This is a genomic window from Hydrogenivirga sp. 128-5-R1-1 (assembly GCF_000171895.1).
On the sequence record NZ_ABHJ01000005.1, the window covers coordinates 60,465 to 85,094 of the forward strand.

General features: G+C 50.6%; 23 protein-coding genes. 12 read left to right on the plus strand and 11 right to left on the minus strand.

Annotation, left to right across the window (positions count from 1 at the left end; genetic code table 11):
- Positions 1-33: 33 nt before the first annotated feature.
- The 4 genes from HG1285_RS11385 (at position 34) to HG1285_RS11370 (ending at position 2,462) form a co-directional block, all read left to right on the plus strand.
- Complete coding sequence (locus HG1285_RS11385) at positions 34-798, plus strand: hypothetical protein (RefSeq protein ID WP_008287021.1); 765 nt, start codon at positions 34-36, stop codon at positions 796-798.
- Entirely contained in the window at positions 799-1,239 is a 441-nt protein-coding gene (locus HG1285_RS11380) for a hypothetical protein (protein WP_008287022.1), read from the plus strand.
- Positions 1,240-1,433: 194 nt separating this feature from the next.
- The gene (locus HG1285_RS11375) at positions 1,434-1,880 is read left to right on the plus strand and encodes a hypothetical protein (protein ID WP_008287023.1); all 447 of its coding nucleotides are present in this window, start codon (positions 1,434-1,436) and stop codon (positions 1,878-1,880) included.
- 9 nt (positions 1,881-1,889) lie between these two features.
- The gene (locus HG1285_RS11370; protein WP_032496519.1) at positions 1,890-2,462 is read left to right on the plus strand and encodes a helix-turn-helix domain-containing protein; all 573 of its coding nucleotides are present in this window, start codon (positions 1,890-1,892) and stop codon (positions 2,460-2,462) included.
- A 3-nt stretch (positions 2,463-2,465) separates the two neighbouring features.
- Here the strand turns inward: HG1285_RS11370 and HG1285_RS11365 are convergent, their stop codons facing one another.
- Positions 2,466-4,286, minus strand: coding sequence for a UvrD-helicase domain-containing protein (locus tag HG1285_RS11365; RefSeq protein WP_008287025.1), 1,821 nt, complete (start codon positions 4,284-4,286; stop codon positions 2,466-2,468).
- Between the two features lie 320 nt (positions 4,287-4,606).
- Here HG1285_RS11365 and HG1285_RS11360 point away from each other — a divergent pair, with 320 nt between their 5' ends.
- Positions 4,607-5,023: a CoA-binding protein gene (locus tag HG1285_RS11360; RefSeq protein ID WP_008287026.1), complete on the plus strand. Its 417-nt coding sequence runs from the start codon at positions 4,607-4,609 to the stop codon at positions 5,021-5,023.
- Here the strand turns inward: HG1285_RS11360 and HG1285_RS11355 are convergent.
- Complete coding sequence (locus tag HG1285_RS11355; protein ID WP_008287027.1) at positions 5,020-6,054, minus strand: chemotaxis response regulator protein-glutamate methylesterase; 1,035 nt, start codon at positions 6,052-6,054, stop codon at positions 5,020-5,022. The two genes, HG1285_RS11360 and HG1285_RS11355, sit on opposite strands and share 4 nt — an antisense overlap.
- Positions 6,032-6,856: a protein-glutamate O-methyltransferase CheR gene (locus HG1285_RS11350; RefSeq protein ID WP_008287028.1), complete on the minus strand. Its 825-nt coding sequence runs from the start codon at positions 6,854-6,856 to the stop codon at positions 6,032-6,034. The genes HG1285_RS11355 and HG1285_RS11350 overlap by 23 nt, the downstream gene beginning before the upstream one ends.
- A 61-nt stretch (positions 6,857-6,917) precedes the next feature.
- On the opposite strand from HG1285_RS11350, the gene secA reads away from it, so the two are divergent.
- The gene (secA, locus tag HG1285_RS11345; protein ID WP_008287029.1) at positions 6,918-9,875 is read left to right on the plus strand and encodes a preprotein translocase subunit SecA; all 2,958 of its coding nucleotides are present in this window, start codon (positions 6,918-6,920) and stop codon (positions 9,873-9,875) included.
- 8 nt (positions 9,876-9,883) lie between these two features.
- The gene (purU, locus tag HG1285_RS11340) at positions 9,884-10,735 is read left to right on the plus strand and encodes a formyltetrahydrofolate deformylase (RefSeq protein WP_008287030.1); all 852 of its coding nucleotides are present in this window, start codon (positions 9,884-9,886) and stop codon (positions 10,733-10,735) included.
- A gap of 4 nt (positions 10,736-10,739) precedes the next feature.
- On the opposite strand, the gene HG1285_RS11335 is transcribed toward purU, so the two are convergent.
- The 5 genes from HG1285_RS11335 to HG1285_RS17290 are packed head-to-tail and all read right to left on the minus strand — an operon-like array spanning position 10,740 to position 17,658.
- On the minus strand, positions 10,740-11,204 hold the full coding sequence (locus tag HG1285_RS11335; protein ID WP_008287031.1) for a hypothetical protein: 465 nt from the start codon (positions 11,202-11,204) through the stop codon (positions 10,740-10,742).
- A gap of 5 nt (positions 11,205-11,209) precedes the next feature.
- Complete coding sequence (locus HG1285_RS11330) at positions 11,210-12,478, minus strand: dihydroorotase (protein WP_008287032.1); 1,269 nt, start codon at positions 12,476-12,478, stop codon at positions 11,210-11,212.
- The gene (locus tag HG1285_RS11325; protein ID WP_008287033.1) at positions 12,475-12,798 is read right to left on the minus strand and encodes a hypothetical protein; all 324 of its coding nucleotides are present in this window, start codon (positions 12,796-12,798) and stop codon (positions 12,475-12,477) included. The genes HG1285_RS11330 and HG1285_RS11325 overlap by 4 nt, the downstream gene beginning before the upstream one ends.
- A 1-nt stretch (position 12,799) precedes the next feature.
- Positions 12,800-14,617 carry a leucine--tRNA ligase gene (gene leuS / locus HG1285_RS11320; RefSeq protein ID WP_008287034.1) on the minus strand — a complete coding sequence of 606 codons (1,818 nt, stop codon included), beginning with the start codon at positions 14,615-14,617 and terminating at the stop codon, positions 12,800-12,802.
- 8 nt (positions 14,618-14,625) lie between these two features.
- The gene (locus tag HG1285_RS17290) at positions 14,626-17,658 is read right to left on the minus strand and encodes an EAL domain-containing protein (protein ID WP_008287035.1); all 3,033 of its coding nucleotides are present in this window, start codon (positions 17,656-17,658) and stop codon (positions 14,626-14,628) included.
- A 51-nt stretch (positions 17,659-17,709) separates the two neighbouring features.
- On the opposite strand from HG1285_RS17290, the gene trpB reads away from it, so the two are divergent.
- The 5 genes from trpB to hisC are packed head-to-tail and all read left to right on the plus strand — an operon-like array spanning position 17,710 to position 21,088.
- Complete coding sequence (gene trpB, locus HG1285_RS11315) at positions 17,710-18,906, plus strand: tryptophan synthase subunit beta (protein WP_198005431.1); 1,197 nt, start codon at positions 17,710-17,712, stop codon at positions 18,904-18,906.
- Positions 18,896-19,261 (plus strand): toprim domain-containing protein, encoded by a 366-nt coding sequence (locus tag HG1285_RS11310; RefSeq protein ID WP_008287037.1) that lies wholly within the window; start codon positions 18,896-18,898, stop codon positions 19,259-19,261. The genes trpB and HG1285_RS11310 overlap by 11 nt, the downstream gene beginning before the upstream one ends.
- Positions 19,239-19,724, plus strand: coding sequence for a hypothetical protein (locus HG1285_RS11305; protein WP_008287038.1), 486 nt, complete (start codon positions 19,239-19,241; stop codon positions 19,722-19,724). The genes HG1285_RS11310 and HG1285_RS11305 overlap by 23 nt, the downstream gene beginning before the upstream one ends.
- 49 nt (positions 19,725-19,773) lie before the next feature.
- Complete coding sequence (locus HG1285_RS11300) at positions 19,774-20,028, plus strand: hypothetical protein (protein ID WP_008287039.1); 255 nt, start codon at positions 19,774-19,776, stop codon at positions 20,026-20,028.
- A gap of 4 nt (positions 20,029-20,032) precedes the next feature.
- Entirely contained in the window at positions 20,033-21,088 is a 1,056-nt protein-coding gene (gene hisC / locus HG1285_RS11295) for a histidinol-phosphate transaminase (protein WP_008287040.1), read from the plus strand.
- On the opposite strand, the gene HG1285_RS11290 is transcribed toward hisC, so the two are convergent.
- The 3 genes from HG1285_RS11290 to cutA all read right to left on the minus strand — a co-directional run bounded on the left by HG1285_RS11290 (position 21,089) and on the right by cutA (position 24,618).
- Positions 21,089-21,280 carry a hypothetical protein gene (locus HG1285_RS11290; protein WP_008287041.1) on the minus strand — a complete coding sequence of 64 codons (192 nt, stop codon included), beginning with the start codon at positions 21,278-21,280 and terminating at the stop codon, positions 21,089-21,091.
- Between the two features lie 99 nt (positions 21,281-21,379).
- Entirely contained in the window at positions 21,380-24,307 is a 2,928-nt protein-coding gene (locus HG1285_RS11285) for an AAA family ATPase (protein ID WP_008287042.1), read from the minus strand.
- Entirely contained in the window at positions 24,304-24,618 is a 315-nt protein-coding gene (gene cutA, locus HG1285_RS11280) for a divalent-cation tolerance protein CutA (protein ID WP_008287043.1), read from the minus strand. The genes HG1285_RS11285 and cutA overlap by 4 nt, the downstream gene beginning before the upstream one ends.
- Positions 24,619-24,630: the final 12 nt, after the last annotated feature.

Consider the following 24,630-nt stretch of genomic DNA (forward strand, 5'->3'; position numbering starts at 1 on the left):
GATATAGACTATTGGTAATAATGGAGTTAAGGTATGGGTGTTATAAAGTTTCCCAAGAGCAAAGCGGAAGGGTACGCATTAAGGCTCAGGTCGGCAGAGAGTTATGAGGAAGTTCTTAACGTAATAAAAGAGCTGGAGGAAGACGTTAGGAAGTCCAAGAGGGCTGACCTTGTTTTAGTCCTGTTGCAGGCTTACATACTTGCCGGTATGGCGGATGAGGCAATAGAGGTTGTAAACAAGGCAGAACCCTATATGGAAAATGACCCCAACCTTTACATACACCTGATTGACCTCAAAGCAAATGCCCTTATTCATAAGAGACTTTTAAGAGAGGCTGTTAGGGAGTTAGAAAAAGCCATCGGGAAGTTTCCTGCCGATAAATTTCCTTCCGTTAATAAATTGAAAGCGTTGAAGGTTGTAAGTCTCGTCAATCTTGGAGATTTCCCCTCTGCCCTTGAAGCTCTTAACGAAATGGGAAAAGATGTATTTCTTGACAACGTGACTCCTGAAGTCGGTCTTATGATAATTGAGAGGATACACTCCTTTGAACAGGCTAAGAGCCACCTTGAAGAGAACAAGGATTATAGGCAAGCTTACGAGGAGTTGAAAGAGATAGCTTCCTTTTCGGAAGGTGTTTACCCTTATGCCTTTATAGAAGGCGACCACCTTAGATATGGGTTTGTAGTTAATATGCAAGAGTCTGATGCCGGGCGTATTGTGGAAAAGGAGATAGAGCTCTTTAATAGGCTCATGGGAAGGACAGGACGTCCGTATGTGGTAATGGTCAATCCGGTGTAAATGTTCAGTCCCGTCTCTTTCAAAGATATAGCTGTTAAACTTCCGAGACTACAGCAACATGCTATAGTGGATAGTGCGGCTTTAATCAGGACATCCGTGAGTCGCTTCTACTATAGTGCTTTCCTTGAAGGCAGAGAGGTTCTCCTAAGAGAGTTAAACGTAAGGCGTAGAGAGAAAATGTACCTTATGAGGGCAATCTCCCATGTACTTGTTAGGGAGACCTTTTTAAGAACTAATAGGTATGCAAATTTAGGAAACCTATTGCTTACCCTATCAGAATTAAGAAAAAACGCAGATTATACGCTAAACATAGTCTTCGGCTGGACAGAGTATAACTTAGCAAAGAAACACGCATCCCTTATACTCAGCGAGCTTAAATCTGTTCATGGCTCGGAAGAACTTGATAATGCTTACCTCTCTATACTCAGTGAAATGACTTAAAAGTGAACCCCTCCCTACATCCCCTATATATGTTTTCCTAAATTCTCGTATCACCTTTATATGTCCTTGAAAGTTAAATAAATGTGGTAAAAATGGGGTAGGAAAGTGGTATATTAAGAAGTATGAAGAAGCAATTTACCATACCTGAGAGTGTGTGGCTTAGGGATAATTTGAGGAGTCCACTTAGGAGTATATTGGTAGTTTTTTACCACAGGAGGAGCAAGGAGTGGAAGGTAATATTTTCTTCTTATGAGGAGGTTGCGACCTTTACAGGGATGGGAGAGGAGAAGGCGAGGAGGTCGGTTAAGGAGCTGGTGAGGAGAAAGCTCTTATTTGTTGAGCGTCCGGGTGTTTACAGGCTGAGGAGAGGAAAAAAGAACATCTACCTGCCCTCTTCCCTTGCAACCGCTACCCTTACCTATAAAGAAAGGGCTTACCTTTCCCTCGTGTGGTCTCTAATAGAAGCTCAGGGAGACGGAACCTACGCTTACCTCCCACTCACGGACTTTTCAAGGCTCTTAGGAGAGAGTAAAGATACGGTTAGAAAGACGATAAATGACCTCACCTCTAAAGAGCTTCTCTCTAAGGAGCGTTACGGAAGATACCTGCGTTTCAAGCCACTTTTCCCCGTTATTGTCTGAGGTACAAGCATGGTTACTGAAGATTTCTTAACTTTGGAAGAGGGGTTGTTTAAAGATAGGGAGGTGGGGAGTTTGGGACGCTACATATATGCTTTTCTCAGGGCTATTTTAGGAGACAGGGAGGGGGTTATCAGCTACCACGAGATAGCGAGGAGGTCTAAGGTCAGTAAGGGAAGAGTGGTGAATGCGGTCAAAGTCCTTGAAGAAAACGGCTACCTCTCTAAGAGCTACATCTACTACAGGGTTGAGAACGCTTTAGGCAGAAAACTAAAACTCAAAGCCCTGTGCTTTACACCCGTCCACCTACCGAGATGGATTATCTTTGATAATCAGTTATCGCCAGAGGAGAAGGGGTTGTTATTGACCCTCTATTATCTGTCCACGCCAGAGGGCAAAGTCTTTTATTTCAAGGCTCAGATAATAAGAGAGTTCTTCGGTAAAGACCCCTCCTCTCCCGTCCTCAATAGAGCCTTCAAATCCCTGATAGATAAGGGTTATATCCTAAAGGAAAGGTTCTGTTACAGGTTGGTAATAAGTGATAATCAGGGGATACCGAAAGAGAGGTCAGGTGTAAATCACTGATTATCAGTTTGTATCTATTATCCCCTTCAGTTCTTCTGCGAATCCCTTTAGTTCCTGGGCAGTTATGTAAAGCTCCTTCTGGGCACGGGTGAGGGCTACGTAGAGAGTCCTTCTATCCAACCTCTTTTGCTCCATAAGTTTACTTTTTTCGTAGGGGAGTATGTGTGTCCCCGTCACTATCACCACAGGTCTTTCAAGCCCCTTAGCAGACTTATAGGGTATGACCATCAGCTTGTCCGTAGGGACTTCCTTAAACTGCTTGAGAGAATTGGAGGAGAAGTAGCGGACATTTTCACTCCCTATCAAGTCCTGGGCAACCTTAGCATACCCTCTCACAAGTTTTTGGACAGCACAGAGGATAAAAATATCTCCGGCGTTGTAACCCCTACCTATAAGGTGTTTCAGTATCCTATCAACAAGCTCAAACTCATCTTCTCCCACAAACATCCTCACTACACCTTCGTCCGTCCTTATGGAGTAAGCGTCTTCAATTTCTAACTCCTTCAACCTATCAGCCAGCACCCTATCCCTTTTAAGGAAATCAACCGCCACCTTGAATATCTTTGATGGGTTTCTGTAGCTCCTCTTGAGGACATCCGTCCTGCCCCTTGCGTCGTATCCCACGCCTGACCACACCCAGGGAGCAGTCCCATCTTCCTCGTACTCGTATATCCTCTGTGTTTCGTCCACACCGAACACGGTAATCGTGTCCTCCTTTTCAAGAGCTTTGATGAGTTTAAAGTAGTGTTTCCTGAAGTCCTGAGACTCATCTACGAGGATCACATCGTACCTGTCCTCATCATTCAAGGTATTAGACTCAACGTATTCCGTTACTCCGCTCTCAAGTCTCTCATACCCTATATCCCTGTTATCACCGACATACTTCCTATATACCCTCCCCATTAGGGCGTGTATGGTAGTTATCTCAAAGTCTTCTACCTTTAAGGGCAGTCCTCTGAGCTTTATAAGGCTTCCTATGGAGTTCTTTATCTCACTCACGAGGGAGTTAGCGTAGGTTATGAATATGACCCTCTTTGAAGGGTCAGAGAGCTTCTCCTGGACTCCCTTAGCTATCAAAACCACAGTCTTCCCAGACCCGGCAGTGCCCCTGAGTATCCTGTACCCCCTCTTCAGGCTGTAGAGCAAACTTTCCTGATAAATATCCAGCACAGGTATATCTTCGTCCGTAAAGGAAAAGTCACTCTTGGATACAGTCTTGTGGGGAAAGAGAGCCTTTCTTACGGCGTTAAAGTCTTCTTCTGTAACGGGTTTCTTGAGCATACTCCTCTGGTACCCTTCAAAAGCCGAGAGTAGTTTTAAAAGGACGTTCTTCTCGTGTTTAAAAAGACAGAGTTCTTTAGGGAGCTTTCCTTTGAATAACTCAGGTAGCTCTTCATACTCCGAAGGTGTCAGGTTTGGGAAGTAGAGGACATACCTTACAGGAACCCTCTTTCCCGTGAGGTCTAATATGGTATTCACGAACTCCCTTGCTTCCCTGTTCGGGTCAGGGAAGCTCTTACCTTTCCACAGGAACCTGTCGTTGTCCCCTATCCTGCACTCTTTAAAGAACTCCAGACTCCACGCTTTGACCTCTATGACGAGTACACCCACGTGAGGATGTATCCAGAGAATATCGGGCTCTCTCACCTGACGACCATAAACAAGCAGGGGTTTGTAGTAAAGTATGGAAGCTACACCCCTGAGGTTGTGCTTGAGGTTCTCAAAAGCCCTCGCTTCCGTTTCCCTATTCGGGTCTCCGCTGTCTTTATCAGCTTCCACGTCCCCAAGAGCTATAACGTTTTTTATCTCTCCCGACGAAAACATCAGGGAAATTATAAATTAGGCTATGGGTACAATTGGACTTTTAAACGTTGGATTTTGGGCTTTTTATACATTTTAACGTTCCAGTCAATATACAAATCTTTGCCGAAAAACTGCCGAAATAGAGGGTAAAATAAGGTTGTGGAGGGTTGTGAAAAGTTGGATACACTGAGAACACCCATGCGTCAGGATAATTGTAAGGTATTGATATGGACGCATGAATGTATATGGTGTTTTTTATCAGATGCAATTCTCACACGATGGAGGTCGGCGGTTCAAGTCCGCCACCGCCCACCATTACCGAAAACCGGAGGAGGAATAGAATGGCGGAAGTTCAGCACAGAGACGACGCCCTTGAGGCTCTGAAGAACGCAAAAGTTGTAGCTGTCATAGGCATATCCTCAAACCCTGAGAGACCTTCCTACTACACCACCGAGAAGGTACTCAAGAAAGGAAAGCATAAGGTTTACCTCATAAACCCCAAGTACGCCGGACAGGAGATACTGGGAATAGAGGTTCTTCCTTCTCTGAAGGATGTGCCCGAACCCATAGACATAGTTAACGTTTACAGGAACCCTGCCCACGTAGAGCCTATAGTTCAGGAAGCTCTTGAGGTAGGTGCCAAGGTGGTGTGGCTCCAGCCAGGCGCCGAAAATTACGAGGTCATAGAGAAATACAAGGACAGGATACAGTTTGTTTACAACGCCTGCATAGGCGTGGAGGCTGGCTACCTGAGCTAAGGTTTTACACCGCTCGTTAGCTTTATGAGTAGCTCAGCCATCTTTTCTTTGGGAACAACGTAGTCAACGCAGCCTGTCTTTATGGCGCTCTCGGGCATAGCCCAGAGTATTGCCGTCTTTGGGTCTTCTGCTACTGTGGTTCCGCCTGCTCTCTTGACTTCAACTATCCCCTCCGCCCCGTCGTTGCCCATGCCGGTCATTATCACACCTATGGTGTCTCTGCCAAAGACCTTGGCTGTTGAGGAGAGTAATAGGTCTGCGGAGGGCTTGTAAAGGTAGTTGTTGTCTTTAACGTAGTTGACGTACGCCCTCTGGGGCGTCCCTCTCAAGGTCATGTGAATCCTTCCGCGGGATATGTATATGTTGCCGGGCTTTATTACCTCACCTTCCTCCGCCTCCTTCACATGCAGCTTGCACATGGCATCAAGGTGTCTTGCGAAGGTAGCGGTGAAGGTGTCCGGCATGTGTATGGCTATGAGTATGGGTGATGGGAAGTCTGCAGGGAGCTTTGGCAGTACCACGTTCAGGGTTTGAGGACCTCCGGTGGATATCCCGAGGGCTACGACAGGGGGCATGCTGAACTCGCCCCTTATCTCCCTCTCGGGAACGGTGACGCTCGGTCTGTACTCAACTTTCCTGCCGGTTTCGTAGGCAGCTCTTATCTTGTTTATGATCTCCTCTTTGAAGTTGAAAAGCTCCTGGTAATCGGTAGGTTTGGTTATGAAATCTATGGCTCCCTTCTCAAGGGCTTCTATCGTCTCCTGGGCACCCTCGCGTGTGAGGGCGCTTATCATAACCACCTTGCACTGAGGGCATACCTTCCTTATCTCCCCGAGTGCCGTCAACCCGTCCATTATGGGCATGTTTATGTCAAGGGTGACAATGTCGGGTTTTAGCTCCTGAACGAGGCGTACGGCTTCCTTGCCGTTGGAGGCTTCACCGACCACCTCCAAGTCCTCGGCTGAGCCTATGAGCTTCTTGAGCGCGAGCCTGATAAAGGGTGAATCATCAACCACAAGGACTTTTATCATCGCCAGTCTCCCTCTTTTTATAGAAAAAGAATCTTCCTTCCTTAACAGGCTCAAAGAGATCGTAGTACTCCCTGTTTAGTATCTCCGTTGAGGATATGACCAGGTATCCGTCCCTTTTAAGGGCGCTCCTCAGGTTTGTAAGGGCTCTCCTCTTGGAGTCTCCTGAGAAGTATATGAGGACGTTCCTGCAAAAGACCACATCAAACCTGCACAGAAAGGGTCTGAAGGTGGCTGGGTCTATAAGGTTTATCTGGTGAAACTCCACACGGCTCTTTATGTCAGGCTTTATCTCCAGCAGGCTACCCTTAACCTCAACAAACCTACGGTAGTCCTCCGGTATGTCCTTGAGCTCTGACGCCTTGTAAACTCCCGAGCGAGCCTTCTTGAGAACCTCCTCGTTTATGTCCATACCCACGACCTTGCCGCCTATACCCCTCTTTGCCATCATCATGGCGAGGGTGTAGGGCTCCTGACCGGTGGAACATCCAACGCTCGCTATCTCCAGACTGTATCTACCCTTCAGGAGGTTGTCAAAGAGCACATCAAGCTGTTCCTTCTCCCTGAAGAAGCGTGTTTCGGGCACGGTCATGAGGTCTATAAGGAGCTTTCTGTTCTCAGGTGTCTTTAGGAAGAAGGAGATTATGCCCTCGGGTGTGTCGGCGTTCACATTCATGCTCTTTAGCAGCCTCTCAAGCTTGTACTCAAGTATCTTCATCCTCTCGTCGGGGTAGTAGTTGCCTGTCAGCTCGTATATGGCTTTTCTTAAGAGTTCTACCAGTTCCTGTCTCTGTTCTGCCTTCACGGTGCTACCTTGCGGTTTTATTTTAAACTATTTAAATTAAGAAACTCGGGAGTTTAAAAACATGATAGGTTGGATTCTAAAGAGGATACTTGGAACTAAAAACGAAAGGGAGATAAAGAGACTCAGACCTTTCGTAAAGAGAGTGAACGAACTTGAGAGGGAGCTTGACCAGCTCAGCAACAGGGAGCTCGTCAAAAGAGCTCAGGAACTATACGACAACATAAGGCTGAACGAGGACCTCAAGGAAGAGGTGATAAGGGGGAGGATAACCGATGAGGTTGTAGAGGCGTTTGCCCTCGTTAGGGAAGCAGGAAAGAGAACTCTCGGACTCAGACACTTTGATGTTCAGCTCATAGGTGGTTTCGTCCTGCATCAGGGCAAGATAGCTGAGATGAAGACGGGAGAGGGTAAGACCCTCGTAGCCACCCTGTCGGCTGCCGTTAACGGTATGACCGATGAGGGCGTGCACATAGTTACAGTGAACGACTACCTCGCCCGGAGGGACGCCCAGTGGATGGGACCCATATACAAGTTCCTCGGGCTTGAGGTGGGCGTGATCAACTCCGACGGGCTCTCCTACAGGGTGGAGTGGGCTAACGAGGAGGTCTTTGAGGAAGCGATAGAGAGAGACCTGAGGGTGTGGCCCAAGGGCTTCTTTGAGGAGTCAATTTCATCGGACATGGTGAACATAGACGCCAAGAAGGCGTTCTTCACGGTGCTGAAGGAGGTTCAGAGAAGGGAGGCTTACAGCGCCAACATAACCTACGGGACGAACAACGAGTTCGGCTTTGACTACCTGAGAGACAACATGGCTTTCTCCAAAGAGGACATAGTCCAGGTCAAGGGACACAACTACGCCATAGTGGACGAGGTGGACTCCATACTCATAGACGAGGCGAGGACACCCCTGATAATATCGGGACCTGCCCAGGTTGACATTGAGATATACAAGGTTGCAGACGCTGTAGTTCGCAAGCTGGAACCCGACAGGGACTTCAAGGTGGACGAGAAGAACAGGAACGTGACCCTCACAGAGGAGGGCATAGACAGGATTGAGAAACTGCTCAAGATAGACAATCTGTACGACCTCAAACACATAGACCTCCTGCATGCGATAGTTCAGTCTATAAGGGCTCACCACCTCTTCAAGAAGGACGTTCACTACATAGTCAGGGACGGAGAGGTTCTCATAGTGGACGAGTTCACCGGAAGGGTTCTGCCCGGTAGGAGGTGGTCTGACGGACTCCACCAGGCGATAGAGGTAAAGGAAGGCGTTAGCGTTAAGGAGGAGAACCAGACACTCGCGTCCATAACCTTCCAGAACTACTTCAAGCTCTACAGGAAGCTCGCCGGTATGACCGGAACCGCGGAGACGGAAGCTCTTGAGTTCAGGGAGATATACGGGCTTGACGTTGTGGTTATACCTACCCACAGACCTATGATCAGAAAAGACCTCCCCGACCTAGTTTACAAGACCAAGAAGGAAAAGTGGGAGAAGGTGGTGGAGGAGATACTCGTAAACCACCTATTCGGCAGACCTGTGCTCGTGGGCACGGTGTCCATAGAAGACAACGAACAGCTCTCAGCGCTCCTGAAGAACAAAAAGCTGATAAAGAAGCTCCTTGAGAAGGAAGAGGTCAAGGAGAGGATAGAGAGCCTCAAGGAGAAGTTCAACGTCAGCGATGAGGAGCTTGAGGAGAGGGTTAGGGAGATACTCAAGAAGGGAATACCCCACAACATACTGAACGCCAAGCACCATGAGCAGGAAGCCCAGATAATAGCCCAGGCTGGAAGGGTCGGGGCTGTGACCATAGCCACCAACATGGCTGGAAGGGGGACGGACATACTGCTCGGCGGCAACCCCGAGTACATGGCTAAGGAGATAATCCAGTCCCGGGGCAAGAACCCTGAGGAGGCGAGTGAGGAGGAGTGGAAGAGAGCCTTTGAAGAGGCTTACAGGACTACGGAGGAGGAGAAGGACAGGGTCAGGGAGCTCGGCGGACTCCTCGTTGTGGGAACGGAGAGGCACGAGTCAAGGAGGATAGACAACCAGCTCAGGGGTCGTTCCGGAAGACAGGGAGACCCGGGAGAGTCAAGGTTCGTGCTCTCCCTTGAGGACGACCTGCTCAGGCTCTTCGGTGGAGAGAGGGTAGGAAAGCTCATGGACATGCTGAAGATACCAGAGGGAGAGCCCATAGAAAGCAGGATGGTTTCCAAGGCTATACAGAACGCCCAGAAGAGGGTGGAAGCCCAGAACTTCCAGATAAGGAAACGCCTCTTTGAGTACGACAACGTCATGAACACCCAGAGGGAGGTCATATACTCCCTGAGGAGAGACGTTCTGGAGGGTGAGAACCTCAAGGAGGAGATATACGAGTTTATGAGGGACGTCCTGGAGAGGGAGGTTGACCGACTCCTGCCGGAGGAAGACCCCGAGCTGTGGGAGCTTGAACCTCTGAAGAACTTCCTCAAGGAGTGGACAGGTAAGGAGATAGAGATTCCCAAGGTCAGGGACAAGGAAGAACTGGTAGAAGCCCTCCTTGAAAGGTTAAAGGAGCTTTACGAGGAGAAGGAGAAAGAGATAGGAAGCCCCGAGGCTATGAGGGAGCTGGAAAGGGTTGTGCTCCTGAACGTGCTTGATACCCTGTGGAGGGAACATCTCCACGTCTTGGACAGGCTCAGAGAGGGCATATACCTGCGTGGATATGCGGCGAGAGACCCGCTGATTGAATACAAGAGGGAAGCCTTTGAGCTGTTTGAGGAACTCCTCCACAACATAAAGACCCATACCGTATCTACCCTCCTGCAGGTTCAGCTCAAGTCTCAGGAGGAGATAGAGGAGGAAAGAGCCGCTGAGGAGAAGAAGCGTGAGGAGCTCATGAACAGGGCTGTCTACGCAGGGGCTGAAGGGGACGGCAGCAAGGGACCCAGACCCAAGACCCTGAAGGAAAGGCTCAAGAACGAGAGACTCAGAAAGCAGAAGCTCAAGGCTAAGAGGCTTGAGAAAAACAAGGAGTGAGCCACCCTGTGGACAGCGCCATACTCCTGATATCCTGCCCCGACAGGAAGGGTATAGTTAAGGAAATAGCCAGCTTCATAGCCGATAACGGCGGGAACATACTCCACTTTGACCAGCACATAGACAGCCAGAAGGGAATATTCTTCGCAAGGGTGGAGTGGGACATAACAGACTTCAGGTTCAGAGGTGGAGACATAGAGGAAGCCTTCAAACCGATCGCGGAGCGATTCTCTATGAACTACTCTCTCCACTTCGGCGGGGAGCTCCAGAGGGTTGCGGTGTTCGTCTCAAGACAGGAGCACTGCTTTTACGACCTCATGCAGAGGTTCAGGAGCGGAGAGCTGAAGGGGGATGTGAAGCTCGTCGTAAGCAACCATCCTGACCTTAAGCCCATAGCAGACTTCTTCGGTGTTCCCTACTACTATATACCGAAGACAAAAGAGAACAAGAGGGAGGCGGAAGAGAAGGAGCTGGCTCTATTAGAAGAGTACGGGATAGATACCATAATCCTCGCCAGGTATATGCAGATACTCTCCCGGGAGTTCGTGGACAGGTTCAGGAACAGGATAATAAACATACACCACTCTTTCCTTCCCGCCTTTCCCGGTGCAAAGCCCTACCACAGAGCCTACGAGAGGGGCGTGAAGATAATAGGTGCGACGAGTCACTACGTTACGGAGATCCTGGACGAGGGTCCCATAATAGAGCAGGACATAATAAGGGTCAGCCACAGAGACTCCCTTGAGGACTTCATAAGGAAGGGTAAGGATATAGAGAGAATAGTCCTCGCGAGGGCTGTGAAGTGGCACCTTGAGAGAAAGGTGCTCGTTTACGACAACAAGACGGTTGTCTTTGACTGAACCCTTACTTGGTAACGGTTATGTAAACCGAGAGGTAGCCGTCCCTGACCTTGTACCTCGTTATTACAAGCTTGTCCTTAAAGGCATCGGGTATGTCCCTGTAAATGTTTGACCTCTTCAGGACTCCAAAGACGCTCAGCTTCAGGTGTTCACCCTCAGTGTCCATACCTTCCTTTCTGGACAGCTCTTCAACCCCTTCGGAAGATATGATCGGCAGGTAGACACCCATGTCCTCCGTCTCAAAGCCTCTCACGTTGTACACTCTCTTCTCATCCTGTCCGCCACGGAACTCAAAACCCCTCTTGAAGAGAAGTCCCTTCCTCTTACCTTTTATCCTGAGGAGCCTGTCGGAGAACTCAAAGTCAAGGTCTGGATATACCCTCTTGAAGTCCTCGGGCAGCAGCCTTACCTCTACCTCCGTGTCTATGAGGTTCCCGAAGTTTATGAGGTCTTCCTTGAATATTCCCATGGTTATTAATCTTTATACACAACCTTTCCGCCCTTTATGGTGTACATCACCTTTCCCGTGAGAGTTCTGTTCCAAAGGGGCGTGTTTTTGCTCTTGGAGAAATTCGTTTCCTCGTTTAAGACCCACTCCTTCTTAAGGTCAAAGATGACCACGTCCGCTGGCGAACCTTCCTTGAGCGTTCCTCCCTCAACTCCTATGACCTTTGCTGGGTTTGTGGACATGAGCTCTACGAGCTTTATGAGGGAGAGGTACTCTCTGGATACGAGCTCAAGCATTATGGGAAGGGCGGTCTGTAAGCCTATTATCCCCGGCAGGGCAGCCTCTACACTTCCCTTCTCAAATACCGCGTGGGGGGCGTGGTCTGTGGCTATGCAGTCAATAGTCCCATCGGAGAGAGCCCTCCGCAGGGCTTCCCTGTCCTCCTCCTTCCTCAGGGGCGGGTTTACCCTTGCGTTTCCACCGCTCTTGAGTAGTTCCCCTTCCGTGAAGAGGAGGTGGTTCGGGTTCACCTCACAGGTTATCCTCGCACCCTTGTCCTTGAAGTGGCGAACTATGTCAACGCCGAGGGCTGTGGTCAGGTGCTGTATGTGGACGTGCCCGCCCGTGTAGTAGGAGAGTACGCAGTCCCTTGCGTTCAGCACGTCTTCAGCCTCAGGAGGTCTGGAGGAAAGCCCTATCAGGGCGGATATCTCACCCTCGTTCACCGCGCCCACGGCTACCCTGTCGTCCTCGCAGTGGTTCATTATGGGGACACCGAGCTGGGCTGAGAGCTCAAGGGCTTTCTTCATTATGTCCGAGTCCATGACGGGCGCACCGTCATCGGTGAAAGCAACGCACCCTGCCTCCTTTAGCGCCCAGAAGTCCGCAAGTTCTTCTCCTTTCCTGCCCTTCGTTATCGTCCCGGCGGGCAGGACGTTGCACAGCCCCCAGCAGTTAGCCTTAGCCCTTATGTACTCAGCCGTCTCCGGAGAGTCTATGGGGGGCTCCGTGTTGGGCATACACACTACGGTGGTGAAACCACCTGCCACCGCGGACTTGCTACCGGAGAGGATGTCTTCCTTGTAAGTCTGCCCCGGGTCTCTGAAGTGGACGTGCAGGTCAACAAATCCGGGAGCCACTATTAGACCAGTTGCGTCTATTATCTCAGCCTCGGGCTCAAAGATGTCCTCCTCAACCCTCTTGATCCTGTCCCCCTCTATGAGTATGTCGTATATGCCTAAGAGCTCCTGGGAGGGGTCTATGACCATCCCTCCCTTTATGAGGTGCTTTATCATCCCTTCTGCTCTGCCCCCTCTTTGGCGAGCTTTTCGGACTGCTCAACGAGGTTTATAACCTGCGGTATAGCTTCCTTAAGGGCTGCAAAGTCAGTGAGCTCTCTGAACTGGGATACAACCACCGCTAACGCTTCAAGTATCTCCTCCTTGAGAGGTCCCTGACCGACCTTTATCTGAGCCATGGCACCGAATACGGGGTGCTTTATCTGCTCTATCAGGGGCTTTGCTTCCTCGGGAGAGCCAGCCCTTGCTATCTCCTCAAGGGTATCCCTGAACCTCTTGATGAGCCCAACTCCCATCTCAAACTCCTTGCTGAACATCTCAGCTCACCTCCGCAAGTTCTTGAAGTTTAGACCTTAAGGTTTCAACCTCGTCCTCTTCGTCCAGACCGAGGTACTCTAAGAGACTGCCTACGCTGACCCACTTCTTTAGAACCATGCCTTGGGTTATTAGCTTCCCAAAGGGCTCCTCGTCCCTGACCATACCTATGTCCTTGAGGAACTTCTGAAAGAACCTTGAGTAGAGCAGGTGTAAGACGGCGTGCTCTATCCCGCCTATGTAGGTGTCCACAGGCATCCAGTAGTCAGCCTTCTCCCTATCAAAGGGAAGCTCTTCGTTCTTGGGGTCGCAGTACCTCAGGAAGTACCAAGATGAGTCAAAGAAGGTATCCATCGTGTCCGTCTCCCTCTTTGCAGGACTCCCACACTTGGGGCAGGTGGTATTCACGAACTCCTCGGAGCTCTGCAGGGGGTTTCCCCTACCCGTAAACTCAACGTTGAGAGGCAGCTTCACGGGCAGTTCCTCTTCGGGCACGGGCACAGTCCCACACCTATCGCAGTAAACTATGGGTATCGGCGTTCCCCAGTACCTCTGACGGGAGACGTTCCAGTCCCTCAGCCTGTAAGTTACCCTCGGCTCTCCGAGACCTTTTTCCTTCAGCCAGAGGGTTATCTTAGACTTAGCCTCTTCGGAATCCATGCCGTTGAAGCCGTCAGAGTTTACGAGCTTTCCTTTGCCTTCGTAGGCGCCCTTCTCAAAGTCCCAGTCTTCCCCCTCAGATAGTATCACAGGCACTATGTCTATTCCGTACTTCCTGGCGAACTCCCAGTCCCTCTGGTCGTGGGCGGGAACCGCCATTATGGCTCCAGTCCCGTACTCGTAGAGGACGTAGTTTGCCGTCCACACGGGTATCCTCTTGCCGTTAGCCGGGTTCTGGGCGTACACACCTAAGAAGACCCCCTCCTTGTCCTGAGAGGTAGCCCTATCCTTCGTGGACTGAGACCTGACCCTTTCCACAAACTCCCTCACCTCCTCAAGCCTGCCGCCCCTCTCTGCGAGCCTGAGGGTAAGGGGATGTTCGGGGGCAAGAACCATAAAGGTTGCTCCAAAGACCGTGTCAGGTCTCGTGGTGAACACCTCTACGTAGTCCCCGTCAAGGGGGAACTTCAGGAGGGCGCCCTCAGACTTTCCGATCCAGTTCCTCTGCTGTGCTATGACCCTCTCAGGCCACCTGCCCTCCAGCTTATCAAGGTCTTCAAGCAGACGCTCCGCGTAGGCGGTTATTTTAAGGAACCAGGAAGGTATCTCCCTCTGGACTATGGGTGTTCCACACCTCCAGCACTTGCCCTCTATGACCTGCTCGTTTGCTAGAACCGTCTCGTCGTGGGGGCACCAGTTGACCACCGCGGTCTTCCTGTAAGCTATGCCCCTCTCGTACATCTTCAGGAATATCCACTGATTCCAGCGGTAGTATTCGGGGTCGCAGGTTGCGACCTCCCTGTCCCAGTCGTAAGAGAAGCCCAGGAGCTTCAACTGCCTCTTCATGTAGTCTATGTTCTCGTAAGTCCACTTTGCGGGATGAATGCCCTGCTTTATGGCTGCGTTCTCTGCGGGCAGTCCGAAGGCGTCCCATCCCATAGGGTGGAGCAGGTTCTTCCCCTTCATCTTCAGGAAGCGGGCTATCGCGTCCCCTATGGTGTAATTTCTGACGTGTCCCATGTGGATACGACCCGAAGGGTAGGGAAACATCTCAAGGACGTAGAACTTATCCCCCTTGAACTCCTCCGCCCTGAAAACCCCTCTCTCCTCCCACACTCTTTGCCACTTGCTCTCTATCTCTTTGGGGTTGTAAGAGCTCATGGAAATAATTATATCTCAAGCACCCGCAGAGCCTCCTCCTCTGGCATGGGTCTGGCGAGGTGATAGCCCTGACCTATGTCGCATCCCATACTCTTCAGTATCTCCAGGTGTTTCTCGTTCTCTATACCCTCAGCCACCGTCCTGAGACCGAGGTTCTTTGCAAGCTGAATTATGGCGTTAACTATGGCTCTGTCGTCGGGATCTCTGTCTATGTCCCTGACGAAGGAGACGTCTATCTTCAGGAAGTCCACGGGGAGCAGCTTTAGGTAGGCTAAGGAGGAGTATCCCGTCCCGAAGTCATCTATGGCGACCTTGACGCCGAGCTTTTTTAACCTCCTTAGACTCTTCTTTGCAAACTCAACGTCGTCCATTATGGTGCTCTCCGTGATCTCAAGGGTTATGTATCCGCCCTCTATGCCGCACTCCTCAATAGCTCTCTCCACTTTTCTGGGGAAGTCCTTGTCCTTGAACTGGACGGGTGATACGTTCACCGAGACCGACTTGCCCGTTGTCTCGGCTAAACGGCAGGCTTCCTTCAGGAGCCACTCACCCACCTTTATTATGAGACCCGTGCTCTCAAGTATGGGAATGAACTTGGAGGGAAAGACGAAGCCCAGGTCATCGCTGTTCCATCTCAGGAGGGCTTCAAACCCCACCGCCTTCATGCTCTTGAGGTCAAAGTAGGGCTGGTAGTGGACTACGAACTCCGCCCTCTCAAGAGCCCTGAAGAGGTGCCTTTCCATAAGCACGAGCTCCGTTATGTGGGTGTTCATGTCCTCACGGAAGAACTGGTAGCTGTTCCTTACGTCCTCCTTCGCATGGGCGAGAGCCATCTCAGCCTTCTTCACGAGGTCTTCTGCCTCCGTCCCGTCCTCGGGGAAGACCGCTATGCCCACGCTCAGCGTCAGAACAACCTCCTTGCCTTCAACCTCTATGGGCTTTTCCATGTTGGAGAATATCTTGTCCATCACCTTGGGGATATCTTCCTTGTGGGCTATGTCAACGAGTACAACACCGAACTCGTCGCTTCCCAGCCTCGCTATGGTGTCCCCCTCACGGACGGCGTCTTTTATCCGCTGGGCTATAACCTTGAGGACTTCGTCTCCCACGGGGTAGCCGTACGTATCGTTCACGTACTTGAACCTGTCAACGTCTATGAAGAGAACCGCAAGGTTCCTGTTGAGGAGCTTTGTCCTTGATATGGAGAACTTCAGCCTCTCTATGAAGTTCGTCCTGTTGGGTAGTTCTGTAACGGGGTCGTAATAGGCTATGTAGTTAAGCTTCTCCTTGAGCTCCTTTTCGTGGGTTATGTCCTTTCCCGTGGCTACGAAGCCGACAACGTTTCCGAAGCTGTCCTTTATAGGGGTTATGGTCTGATCTAAGTAAAAGAGCTTTCCATCCTTGCCTCTGTTTATGAATACGCTCCTGAAGGTCTCCCCGGCAAGCACCTTCTCCCATAACCTCTTGTAAAAGTTCTTTCCGTGCCTTCCCGATTTGAATATCTTGGGAGTGTCTCCTATCAATTCCCTTACGCTGTATCCGCTTATCTCTTCCACGGCTCTGTTGGCGTACTGTATGTTCCCCTCCTTGTCCGTTATCAGCACCCAGTCCGAGGTCTGTTCAACGGCGAGGGATAGGGTATGTAGCGTCTTCTCCTTTTCCATGTATGTGAGAGAGAAAGAGACCTCGTCCGCTATCTCCCTGACCAGCTTCTCTGTATCCTCATCAAAGAAGTTCTTCTCCCCGGCGTACAGGGCGAATATACCGACCACATCGTTCCCCTTCCTCAGGGGTATGGATACGGAGGACAGGTATCCCCTCTTGAGCATTCCCTCCCTCAGCCTGTCCTCTTTAACGTTCTCCTCCGTGTCGTTGTTCACCACCAGGTCTCCCGTTAGGAAAGCCCTGCCACAGGGACCCACACCCTCCCTGACCTTCCTGAGTACTGGAGCTTCCACCTCCTCAAAGAAGCCTTCTATGTCACCACAGGAGGATACGACCTTTACCTCCCCGTTCTCCACAAAGCCGACCCACGCAGCCTTGAACCCTCCAAAGTTCACGCACGAGTAACACACCTGGGCGAGCATGGACTCGGGCTCTTTCTCCCTGAGAACTATCTCGCTTATCACCGAGAGTGTCCGGTAGAGCCTGTTAGCCTTCTGGAGCTTTTTCTCTGACTCTTCAAAGCCCCTCTCGTACCTGTGCCTTCTTATGGCGAGACCGAGTATGTTGGATACGGACTTGACGAAGTCAATCTCCTCCTGGGACAGAGATTTCACGTCCTTGAAGTACACACAGAGGGTTCCGTAAGGCTCTTCCTCCCCTCTTATTGGCAGGCATATACCGCTCTTCAGACCGAGTATGTAGGTGTCCGGGGTGAACTTGAATCTCTTCTCCTTCTCAACATCCTTAACTACCACAGGCTTTCTGGACGTGTAGGTGTAGTAAAACTCAGTTCCTTCCTGAAGGGGGAGCTTGTACCGGTCTATCAGCTTTCTGTTTATGCCGCTACCAGCCCTCAGGACAGCCTCTTCTTCTCCCTCGGGGACTTCGTATATTACCACCAGGTCTGCGTTCATGGCTTCCCTGAGGAGGGAGACGCTCTGCTCAAAGAGTTCCTTTAGATTTACCTCAAGGGCTTCCAGGGAGAGGTCTTCAAGGACTTTCCTCTTGGTTATATCCCTTGCAACACCAACGAAGCCTATGAGCCTGTCCTTCTCAAGGACGGGTATGAGCCTGTCCTCAACCCATATGTAACTGCCCTCCTTCGTCTTTACCCTGTACTCCCTCGTAATTGATTCCTTTCTCTTTATCAGCTTAAGGGTCGCCTTCATTACCCTCTCGGTATCCTTGGGGTGGACGAGGGTCATCCATAGGGAGGGGTCCTTTATAAACTCCTCCGGAGAGTAACCTGTCAGGTCTTTAACCTTGCTGTTTATGTACTGAACCTGTGCTGTGGCTGGGTTGTCACTGTCCTCAAAGCTGACCATGTATATTATGTCGTTGATTATCTCCAGGAAGAGGCTCTTACCTTCCAGCACGGCTCACCCTGCCATTAATTTAGCTTTTTATAAAGAATTTTAAATCCTATAATTAAGGCTATGCTTCCAGACAGGAGAGGATACTTTGAAGACTTCGGCGGCAAGTTCGTTCCAGAGACCCTCATGTACGCTTTGGAGGAACTTGAGGAGAAGTATTACGCCCTCAGGGAGGAAGAGGGCTTCAGAGAGGAGCTCAGGGAGCTCCTATCCGATTACGCGGGCAGACCCACTCCCCTCTACTTTGCCGGAAACCTTACGGATTACGTGGGCGGTGCGAAGATATACCTGAAGAGGGAAGACCTCCTTCACACCGGAGCCCACAAGATAAACAACACCCTCGGGCAGGTTCTACTTACCAAGAGGATGGGTAAGGAGAGGGTAATAGCCGAGACGGGAGCCGGTCAGCACGGGGTCGCAACGGCTACCGCCTGCGCCCTCTTAGGTGTTAAGTGCGTGGTGTATATGGGTGAGGAGGATGCGGAGAGGCAGGAACTCAACGTCTTCAGGATGGAGCTCCTCGGAGCCGAGGTCAGGATAGTGAAGAGCGGCAGCAGGACGCTCAAGGACGCCATAAACGAAGCTCTTAGGGACTGGGTTACTAACGTGAGAACCACTCACTACGTTATAGGCTCTGTGGTGGGACCTCACCCTTTTCCCATGATAGTTAGGGACTTTCAGAGCGTTATCGGTATTGAGACAAAGGAACAGATCCTAGAAAAGGAGGGAAGGCTTCCGGACGCCGTGGTCGCGTGCGTCGGCGGCGGCTCAAACGCGATGGGCATATTCTACCCCTTCATAGAAGACAGGAATGTCGCCCTCGTCGGTGTTGAGGCTGCAGGTTACGGGATAGAGACGGGTAAGCACGCTGCATCGCTGACCGGTGGGGACATAGGTGTTCTCCACGGTATGAAGAGCTACTTCCTCCAGGACGAGGAAGGGCAGATACTGCCCACCCACTCTATATCCGCAGGTCTTGACTACCCCGGTGTGGGACCCGAGCACTCCTGGCTGAAGGATTCCGGCAGGGCTGAGTACGTTTCCGCCACCGATGAGGAAGCCCTTGAGGGCTTCAAGTTGCTCTCAAAGACCGAGGGCATAATACCCGCTCTGGAGTCTGCCCACGCAGTTATAAAGGCTGTTGATGTGGCAAGGGAGGTCGGCAAGGGAGGTATCGTGGTGATAAACCTCTCCGGCAGGGGAGATAAAGATATGTGGCACGTGATGAAACACCTCAGGCATGGGCTTTAAGGACTTAAAGGAATGGCTCAGTAGGCTAAGAGAGCTCTCGGAGAGTTATCCCGTCCTCGTTGAGGGAAAGAACGATGTAAGGGCTCTGAAGAGGTACGGCGTACACAACGTCATACCCCTATCGGGGAAGAGGTTTGCGGACATACCAGACCTTCTTGAATACACTTCTGAGGGGGCTATACTCCTCTATGACCTTGACCCCCACGGAGAACGCATAAACAGTAAGGTGAGGGAGCTGCTCAGCTCTCAGGGATTTAAGGTTATTGAAGACTTCAGGGAGTACCTCAGGGAAGCGGGTATAATTCATATTGAAGAGCTTGCAGAGGTAAGGCATGGAAAAACTGAAGGTTCTTGAGAAGGTTCTGGTCTACGACAGGATACTCAGGTTTAACATAGACCTGCTTACGGGTATAAAAACCGAGATAAAGGCGGACATAGAGGAGACGAAGATACTCGGTGAAGCACTCTTAAACGAAAAGGAGAGGAAGTTTCTCGGGAAGTTCCTTCTCAAGGTGGAAGAGGAGTTCCTCCTTAGACTTGAAGAGGTTCTTGACGCCATATACGATGAGTATGAAGTCTTTAACTTTGATATAACCTTCCTTTCGGGCATACCCGACGAGGTGGGAAGGGAAGTAGAACGCCTTGAGCTTATAGAGACCATAAATACGAAGCTTGAGCTCCTCAAGGAACTCCTGAACAGTGCATGCTGTCTCGCTGAACCCAGCAGGAGAATAGAGGTTATACTCACACCCTTCAAGGTTTACTGTGAGTTAATAAACCATGCAATAGAGTTCAATAAAAAGTTTGAAAAAGTATAAAAATAGTCTAAAATAATAATTAAAGTCAGCCCTTGTGGAGGTGGAAATCATGGCAAGAAAGGGAAGAAGAAGAGGAGGTCCCAGGTATAAGAAGGTTTCTCTCTCACTACCAAAGAGGCTTTACCTCGTTCTAAGCGGTATAGCTATGGGAGATGATAAAAAGCTCAACAGATTGATCAAAGGTATCCTTGAGGATAAACTTCAGGAATCAACCGTAGCTGAACTTGAGATGTACCTCAAAAAGATAGAAGAGGAAGAGAAAGAGAAGGAAGAGGAGACTGAAACGGCCGAAGCTACCTCCTGAGTTGATGCTGTCCAGAAGGCTAAAGGCGTTAAAAGCCTATAAGACCGAAACAACACAAGCAAAGATAAAGCTCTCATCAAACGAGCTCCCCTACGAGCTCCCTGGGGAGCTCCGGTCTCTTATATCTCAGGAGTTGTCCAAAGCTCCCCTGCACAGGTACCCTGACCCGGTCTCTCAGGAGCTAAGGGAAGTGGTGGGTGATTTTTTTGGTGTTCCTCCGGACAACATCGTCCTCGGCAACGGCTCTGACGAGCTCATATACTACCTATCCATAGCGGTCGGGGAGTTCAACCAGGGTGTTTATGTACCTGTGCCCACCTTTCCCATGTATGAGATATCGGCTGATGTGTTGGGGAGACCTAAGGTCTGCGTTCAGCTTGATGAGAAGTTTGATATAGACTTAGAAGGGAGCCTTGAGTCTTTGAACTTGCAGAAGGCGGTGCTCGCTTATTACTCCTACCCCAACAACCCTACGGGTAACCTCTTTATGAGGGACAGGATTGAGAAGTTGAGGGACAGAGGTCTGTTCACGGTCGTGGACGAGGCTTACTACAACTACTCCGGGGAAAGCTTTATATCCGATGCTCTCACCAGGGACGACACAGTTGTGCTCAGGACGCTCTCAAAGATAGGTCTCGCAGGTATAAGGGTAGGTCTTATGATAGGTAGGGAAGAGGTGGTGGAGGAGATCAACAAGGTTAGGCTTCCCTTCAATATAACTATGCCCTCCCAGATAATAGCTAAGGTCGTCCTCACAAAAGGGAGAGAGTTCATAAAGTATTCGGTTGATAGGGTGGTGGCAGAGAGGGAGAGGTTGTTCCGAGAGCTCATGGGTATGGAGGGAGTGGAAGTCTTCCCGAGCAGAGCAAACTTCCTCCTCTTCAGAACGCCCTTCAGGGCTGATGAAGTTCACAGCGGGCTCGTGGAAAGGGGGGTTTTGATAAGAAACATGTCTTACCTGCCCGGGCTTGACAGGTGTCTGCGGGTCAGCGTGGGAAAGCCCCAAGAGAACGAAGCCTTCCTTGAGGCGTTACACAGTACTCTCAGAGAGCTGGCTTGATCACTTATAGCTGACTATGTCCGAGTAATCTACGTAGTAGTCCTCCTTCCTCCTCCTTTCCCCGTTGAGCCTCCTTACATCTATAGGTTTGCACTCGTCCGCGTAGTCCGCCTCTTCCCAGCAGAAGGACTGAAGGTCTTTCAATAGGCTTATGTACTCGCTCAGCTTGTATACGTCGGTCTTCCTGTCCATCGGCTCACCTCCTATGTTGTGTTTTTAAAGATATATCAATAACTTAGATTGTCACGTTAAAATGTCGTTTGAAATTTTTTAAAACGATATTTGGAAAATTTAATAGAAGACTTCAACCGTTGAAAAGTCTCCGTGCTTCTTTACGACTATCCTCTGATGGAACCTGTCGGCGAGGTCTGGTATGTGGGAGATTATCCCCACCATGCGGTTTATCCTCTGCTTTATGACCTCAAGTATGTCGCTGACCCTCTCCCTGGTTTCCTCGTCTAAGGAACCGAAGCCCTCGTCTATGAACAGGCTCTCCAGATGGGCGTCCGCCGACAGGACGTCGCTCACCCCGAGGGCGAGGGAAAGACTTGCGAGGAAGGTCTCGCCGCCGCTCAGGCTCTTAACGTCCCTCTCCGTTCCCTGAACTGTGTCTATGACCACGAGCTCTCCCTTTTCGTCCATCCCGAGGTAGTAGGCGTTTGTGAACTCATGGAGGTACTCGCTTGCCCTCTCAACCACTCTCTTGAGCATCAGACTGGCAACGAAGTCCTGAAGCCTGTTGCTCTTCAAGTCTTCGCTTATCCGAGAGTACAGACCTATCTCCTTCTCTATCTCAGAGACCCTTCGGGTCAGATTGTCCTTCTTATCCAGCATCTCTCTCTTTTGCTCCGCCAGGCTCTTTAGCTCTCCTGCCCGTCTGATGAGCTCCTCCAGCTCTCCTTTCTTTCCCACGAGCTCCTCTTCCAGCCTCTCTACCGCCTCCGTTTCTTCTACGGAAGCGAGCTTGCTCTCAAGCTCCCTTATCCTCTCCTCCAACGAATTCTTTTCCGTTAGGTAGTTCTCAAGCTCCTTTTCAAGGGAGGAGAGCTTTTCCTGCTCCATTGAGTACTCTCTGACTCTTTCAATGTCTCCCAGCTCCTCAAAGAGGGGAGCTAGCTTCCTGTTGTTCTCCCTCTTCTCCCTCTCTTTGCTTTCCAGAGAACCCTCTATCTCTTTCAGTCTTGTGTCTAAGGCTACGAGCTTCCTTGTTAGCTCTTCCTGATAACTGTTTACCTCCTCCCTCCGGCGCTCTATCTCCTCCACTTTGTCCCTGAGGTCGGACTCTTTCCTTTTGAGCTCTGAGAGCCTGTTCTCTACCTCCTGTAGTGTGGGAACCTTTCCGAGCATTCCCTCCAGCTTGTTTCTCTTTTCGGAGAGACTCCTTTCCAGAGAGGCGAGCTCACTCCTGAGGCGTTCAACCTCCCTCAGAGCTTCCTCCCTCTCCTTCAGACGTTGATTGTACCTTTCGGAGTACTTCCTGAGCTTATCCTCCAGCTCCTTCTTTTTGAGCTTCTTCTTTTCCAGCTCGCCCAGCCTGCCCTCTATGTCTATCTTTAGGACGTTCTCCCAGCCCTTCAGCTTAGAAGAGAGGCTTTCAGCCTCAAGGGAGATAGACTCAATCTTGGCTTCTAAGGTTGACAGCTCCTTCTCTGAGGTGATCAGCTTTCCCTGGAGTTCCTTCACCCTTGAGCTGAGTTCTTCTATGTCCGCGCCCTCCACCTCCTCGTAGGCACCGCTGTAGATGTTTCCGCACACCGGGCATGTGTCCCCATCGTGGAGGTGTTCCCTTATCCTGTGGGCGTAAACTTTCAGACTCCTCTTCTGGAGTTCCTCTTCGGCCTGTTTAAGCTCAGCCCTGAGCTCTTCAAGCTCCCTGAGCTTTTCCTTTCTCTTTCCCTCCAGCTCCTTGAGCTCTATCTTGAGGTTTTCAAGCTTCTTCTGGTCTTCAAGGAGAGTTCTCTTCCTCTCAACCTCCTTCAGGAGCCTCTCGTACTCCTCCTCATCGTATCCCAGCTCCTTGAGCTCTTCCTCAATCTGCCGTATGTAAGCTTCCCCCTTCTGTAGCTTCTCCTCTCTGTCCTTCAGGACTTCTTCCTTCTCCTCAAGCTGTTTCCTCTTCTCCCTCAGAGACTCAGCGAGCTCCTCTATAGACCTTATCTCCTCTCCAGCGAGGGAGAGCCTCTCCCGTTCTCCTGCGAGGCTTTGGAGCTCTTCCCTGAGCTTGGGAAGGGACGCGTAAGCCCTCTCAACCTCTTCCTTTTCGGACTCTATGTTCTTGAGCTCGCCCTCCACCCTGACCCTGTCCTTTAAGACTTTCTCTTTCTGGAGTCTTAGCTCCCTGAGTTCCCTGCCGAGCTCCTCAACCCTCTCTATGTAGGGTAGGTAGGGGAGAACCTTCTTGGCGAGGTTGATCCTCTCCCTGAGAGCTTTGAAATTTTCCTCCTCCGAGAGGAGCTTACTCAGCTTTTCCTTAGCCTCCTCAAGCTCCCTTCTGGTTTCCTCTCTCTCTCTTGCACGCCGGAGGCGTTCTTCCAGCTCCGATATGACCCTCTTAAGCTCCTCCGATCTTTCCTGAAGGGCTTTCCTCCTGTTCTCAATCTCCTTTACCTCTTCCTCGCTGAGCCCTTCAAGGCTTTCAAGTTCGGTCTTCAGGGCGTTCAGTTCACCCTCAAGGGCGCTGTAATTTCTGGAGGCGAGCTCCCTGACCCTGTCAAATATCTCAAGGTTGAGCAAGTCTATAAGTATCTCTCTCCTCTCTCTGGGAGATGAGGGTTTCAAAAATCTGTCAAACTCTCCCTGGGGCAGGAGTATCACCTTCGTGAAGGTGTTGTAGTCAAGTCCAGTTATGCTCTCAACCCATTCTTCCACCTCTGCCTTTTTCAGGTCAAGGCGACGACCCTCCTCCTCAACCCGGACTATGTCCTCCTTAGGCTTCTCTCTGTAAAAGCGCTCAATCCTGTACCGCTTACCTCCCACGGAGAACTCAAGGGAGACCTTTAGCCTGTTGCTTCCCTTGGAAAGAACCATGGAGGTGGTGGAACGGGACCTTCCGTACCTTGGGACTTTTCCGTAGAGGGCGTAGGTTATGGCGTCAACTATGCTCGTCTTGCCGGCACCGGTCTTTCCTTGAATTATGAAGAAGTTCAACCGGCTGAAGTCTATACTCTGGGGTTTCTTGTAGACCGTGAAGCCCTCAAGTTCAAGTTTAAGGGGTCTCATTCAAGGCTTTCCTCAATCCAGTTAAGGTAGTCGGTGTTGCCTGCCACTATGGGTAGGGCTACTATCTCGGGAACTGTGTAGGGGTGAACCTCCTTGACCCTCTCCCTCAGCTCCTCAAACTTCTTAAAGCTCGTCTTCACGACGAGCAGGGCTTCCCTATCCCTCTCTATGTTGCCCTTCCACCAGTAGGTTGACTTAACCTCAGGAACCACGTTGACACAGGCTCCCAGCTTGTTCTCAACTATGAAGTCCGCTATCTCCTCTCCCTTCTCTACGGGAGTCGTTATAAGGACTACCAGGTATCCCCCCATAGAGGAATATTA